At 36.6% G+C, this 5,446-nt stretch carries 2 protein-coding genes and 1 pseudogene; all 3 read left to right on the top strand.

The features are described from left to right. Positions 1-423: 423 nt before the first annotated feature. Positions 424-2,988, top strand: a complete 2,565-nt coding sequence (gene bafA, locus ACFIJW_RS00050) for a BafA family autotransporter (RefSeq protein ID WP_375632648.1) — start codon at positions 424-426, stop codon at positions 2,986-2,988. A 314-nt stretch (positions 2,989-3,302) separates the two neighbouring features. Continuing rightward, a pseudogene (locus tag ACFIJW_RS00045) lies at positions 3,303-3,534 on the top strand (integrase); the annotation flags it as partial. A 281-nt stretch (positions 3,535-3,815) separates the two neighbouring features. Next, the coding region (locus tag ACFIJW_RS00040) for a pertactin-like passenger domain-containing protein (RefSeq protein WP_375632646.1) at positions 3,816-5,446 on the top strand (1,631 nt) is incomplete at its 3' end.

Below are 5,446 nucleotides of genomic sequence, written 5' to 3'. Positions count from 1 at the left end.
TATTAAAGGGCGTAAAACAAAACAGTCCCTTCAGGGTATTTTAGGTGTACGCTATAGTTTCTAATTATATGGTTATTTTTTAGTTATCTTTAAATGTATGATTAGTTTTTTTAAGTTTTTAATGCAGCATCAGAGAACAATTTTTCAGAGCACGCAGCTTCGTTGTTCATGATAAACTATATTCCCTTATATACTTGATTATGCATTACTTTTTTTGATAAGAAAATTCTGAGGAAATGCTAAAGAAGCACTATAAAAACGCCCTTATATTCTTGATCAAAAAAGTATTTAAAAACTATAAAGAACGGTTTTTTATGAGATAAGGGGGATTTTTAAGAAGGATTATTGCAATCTAAGGTTGAAAATATGTTTTGTAGAGCTAATTACGTTCAGTGTCTATGCAGGCGTGAAAGGGGGGAGGATATGGCTCTACAATATAAATGGAAACGACATTGTTGGATACTCATGTTGAGCAGCTGTTTTGTGCAGGCTGCTGCTGCAAATGAGAGGGGGATACCGCTTTTTTGTCAATCTTCAAGTTATGAAAATAGCAAAATATTTCAGGATCAATACAATGAGGATATGAAAACGGGAAGATGCATACTTGGAGCATCTAATGATGTTATTATAAGGGCGCGTAATGAATTAGACTTTTTAAAAAAGCCTAGCGATTTTACTGAGGATAAGGGCGCTAGAGTGTTTGTGAGTCAACAGGAGCTTGACAGCAGTCATCGTGAAAATGTTGAAAATAATGTACAAGAACACAATACTAAAATTCTTAAAAAACCTGAACTTATTTCCATTAAAGATGGGGCACTGTTAGAAAATTATATTCTTGATAATGAAGGTAAAGCATACATTTCAAATGATGGTGAGATTGATAGCCCAGGGCGATCCATTAATAACACAGTAAGGAATGGTGCAGAGCTTTATGTGTATGCAGGAGGACTCAGTGAGGATAGTAAAATTGAACATGGCGGAATTGAAAATGTTGAGGCTTTAAAGGGAAAACAAGGCTTTTCGAAAAATGCAGTCGTTAAAGAAGGTGGACAACAAAGTGTTGGAAATGGAGGAAAAGTAGAGGGGACTAAAATTTATGGTGGTGAGCAACTTGTTTTCGGGGAGGGGGATGTTGGAGAAGAGGTTAAAGGGAGTAGTGCTTCTCATACTATCATTTATGGTCAAGATGAAACACTAGGCCAACAAAAAGTATATGATGGCGGAAAAGTTTGGAATACGAAAGTTATGCAAGGGGGTGTCCAAGAGGTTGGACAAAAGTCTCAAAGTGCAAAAAATGGTGGTTTTGCATTTGACACAGAAGTTTTTGGCGGTGGTAAACAACGTATCTTAAAAGGCGGTCAGGCTATTGGAGTTATTTTAAATGAGAGTGCTATTCAGGAAATATATACTGATGGATCTGTAAAAAATCTAACAATGAATGATCAAACAAAATCATGGGTGCATGCTGGGGCAACATTAGAAGGAAAGACACAGTTAAATCATTCTGGGCAGATCCATCTTTATGCTGGGAATGATCAACATCATACCATAGTAGAAGATATTATTTTAAATGGAAAAGATACAAAACTGTACTCTATTACTGATGAGTTTGATGGAAAAAGTTCTTTGATACAAAAATTAAGTGGTGAAGGGAGTGTTATTTTTTCGTTTACAGGTTCTGATCCATATTATTCTCAGCTTCATGTGAATAATCTTTCAGGAAATTTACATTTCGCGTTCAATACTACGATTGCCCATAACCGTGGTGATTATCTCTTGGTTGAGAAAGGTGCTGGGAATCATACGATAAGTGTTGCTGATTCTGGAGTTGAAATCACGGATCCTTTTTCAAATAAGCGTGATTTAATTATGGATCAAAGTGGTGGAGCACATTTTACACTGACAGATCTTAAGGGTGACAAAATTAACGCCATTGATGGTGGAACTTATATGTATGATTTGAAAGAAAGAAAGGATGAAAATGGAAAAGTTTGGTTTTTATCTGCAGATCGCCTCAGTGGACCAGAAACCTCTATTCCAGATCCGGAAAATCCTTTTGTTCCTGGTGAAACAACAACGACACCCTCTACAGATGCAGTATTAACGTTGTCCGTAGTTCCTGGACTTATTTTTAATAATGAGTTGCAAATTATACGGAATGGTAGAAAAATTTGGGACAGAAATAAGAAAGATATCGAACTATGGACTTATGGGATTAAGAGCAGAGAACGTGTTGCGACAGGCCATACACACTTTAAGCTTGGGCAAACAGGTTTAGTTTTTGGTGCTGATCAGTTGAGTGAATTAAGGCATGGAGAGTTGTATGTTGGTGGTTTCGGTAGTTATGATCAAGCACGTATTTCTCATGCACGAGGTGGTAATAGTGATCTGAGCTCTTATAGCATTGGAACTTACGCAACTTATTTTGATCATCGCGGATGGTATATGGATGGTGTTTTGAAATATAATTATTACCGAAATAATTTGAAAGCCATATCAACGAATGGTTTAGCCATTCAAAGTCATTACAATCAGTGGGCGATAGGTGGATCATTTGAGATTGGTTGTTATTTTGAACCGGCACAGAATACTTGGATGCAGCCTTATATCAAGCTAACAGGTTTGCAGGTTGAAGGTAAAAGAATAAAACTTTCCAATGGAATGATAGGTGATCTAAGCCCATTAACTTCATTCCGCAGTGAAGTTGGATTGACTGCAGGACATGAATTTTTTGTGAGTTCAGAAACTTCATTAACAGCTTACATTATGGCAGCTTGGTTGCGTGAGAATATAAATAATAATTATACGACAATTAATAACCAGTATAAATTTATTACAGATTTGTCAGGCAGTGCGGGTAAATTGGGAATTGGTTTAAACGGTTCGGTCAATGATAAACTAACACTTTATGCGGAAGCACATTATCTAAAAGGACATAAGATTAAGAATGCTCTTCAAGGTATTTTAGGATTACGCTATAGTTTCTAAATATGTGTGCATGGCTGATTAACTTTACAAATGTAATTGTTTTGCAAACTTAAACAGATAACGTTCGGCTATGTCTTCTCGAGAGTGTAAGGACTTTCTCAAATAGTAGAAATGTCTTTATACTCTTTCTTTTAAAGGCAACATACTGAATTTATAATAATAATTCATTTCTATGCATGGTGAATGAGAGTCACAAAAATCATAGGATTCTCTCATTCCAAATCTGTTTATGTTGAATCAATCAAAATTATTCGCTTGGCACATCGCAAGCGGGATGAAGGTGTGTATAAAAACTATACAAAAAAGAAGTAAAAATGTCTCTGATGAATCGTCTCTAGTGTCAAGGGCTATCACAACATTGGGATGGCAAAGTGTATGATGATACCGGCCCGCTTCTTCATAAGCGTAAAGATTGGGGGTCAATGGCTTTACCGGTATACCATTCATGGATGACGTCGCGAAATGGGCTTGAGTGCATTGAGAGATGTCTCTTTAAAACAAGTGCGTGAATGTACAACCCAATGGCGTTTTGTTTTACGTGAAGGGGGGCGCCATTAAAGGGCACGAGCATTTTTTTCATCTATAATTCCAGATATGCAAATTATTCCTTGAATTTAAGTAAACACTTTGAATTTTATTCAATTTTCTGCCTTAAGTTAGAGCTTTTTAGTGGTTTATAGATAAACAACTTAAAGTTGTTTAAATTAAAAAATACACTAAAAAATTGTATTTAGACATAAATAAAACACATTATGATACAATCTAAAACGAGCTACCTATGTAGCCGCGGGGTATTTTTCTAAATAATTGAGAGTGGAGTGTGGATAATGCGGTATAAATACAAATTAAGTTTTTCAGTATTGATGATCAGTAGTTATCTTGTGCAATCTGCAAGTGTAGTTGAGAGTAGGAATAGAGTGCTAACAAGAGCAACACATGTGGTAAATAGAGAAGAGGAAGAAAAAAAATTAGAACAGATTGCTAGTTTTTTCAAAAATAATATTACGATTGAATATGGTGATATAGAGCTTGTTGAAAATGGAGAAACTTCTGTAGGTTCTACTATTAAAAAAGGAGGGATACAAATAGTTACACGAGCAGGAATTGCAATGAACGCCAAAATTTTGGGAGGTCAGCAGTTTATTCATGAAGAGCCATATATTGATCTTACAAGCGTGGAGAGAAAAAGTAGTGCATATAATTCCACAGTTACTGGGGATGGTGGAACAGTTGGACAGCAGAATGTGTATGATGGAGCGTGGGTTTGGTATACGAAAGTGGGAGATAACGGAGAACAAAATCTTTATGCAGGACAAAGAAAAGAGGGAGGGAAATCAATGTATGCTCAGGTTTCTGGGAATGGGAGACAACACGTTTTAGCGTTAGGAGAATCTTATGCTACTAATTTGAAAGATCATGCTATTCAAGTTGTATATCCTGAAGGGTTTGTGGATGGTCTGACTATTAACAACTTTGCTAAATCGTGGTTCCATGTTGGTATACAAGATGTCCTTGGAGAAGTAAGGATCAATGATCACGGAGAACTTTATTTATTCGCTGGTGATAGGACAAATCATACGACTAAGAAAAAAATTCCTATGAAGGACAGAGTGGATGAAACAATATTTGAGGTTGGTGAACGGAATATGGGAGAAAAACCTCAGATTGAAATTGAAGATTTAGGGGGGCACGGAGGGACTGTTATTTTTACTTCTATACCGTATGATCCACGACATATTTCACTTCATGTTAAGAAACTTTCAGGGGATTTACATTTTCGATTCAATATTAATGCTACGGGGAATTCAAGTGATTACTTGTCGATTGATGAAGGTTCAGGTAATCACAAAATAAGCGTTGCAGATTCTGGTCGTGAAATTACAGGTCCTCTCTCACAACAGAATAGTTTGGTCACAGGGATTAATTTAGTTACTGATAAAGTTGGAGGCGCTAATTTTACTCTGGAAGATCTTTCGGGTAAGGACATTACAGCTGTTGATGGTGGAGCCTATCAGTATGTTTTACGAAAGAGAGAAAGATGTGCTGATGCTAGTGGTTATTCTACAATTTGGTATTTAAGTTCAGCCTCTGAAGGTACGACACGTTCGAATACTGAAACACAGTGTGTAAACAAGAAAACGAAGATTCCTCTTGCATTATCTGATCAAGGTGCTGCTTCTAGAGGAAAAAATACAGGCTCTCGTAAACCTACTATAAAGCAACCAGCTAAACCACGACCTCCACGTCATTTAAGAGGGGCACAGAATGTCTCTAGTGTTTCTGTATCTCCCTCTCAAGAAAATCAGACTCTTGTAGCGTTACCTCCATCAGGTCTTCATCCTCTTTCTGATGAAAAACAACAAACTGCTGTTTCAATCTCTTCTCAATCTTTAGCCGATCAAATGATTGTGCGTCCAGTTCATAAAGAACAACCTTTTCCACAATTGAGTGAGAATCT

Source organism: Bartonella sp. MM97QHHN, from assembly GCF_042194285.1.
Classification (GTDB): domain Bacteria; phylum Pseudomonadota; class Alphaproteobacteria; order Rhizobiales; family Rhizobiaceae; genus Bartonella.
This window is presented reverse-complemented; position numbering and strand designations above follow the sequence as displayed.

Bases quoted from the DNA above. Each gene is read 5' to 3' on its own strand.
- bafA (WP_375632648.1), top strand. From the start codon at position 424: ATGGCTCTACAATATAAATGGAAACGACATTGTTGGATACTCATGTTG.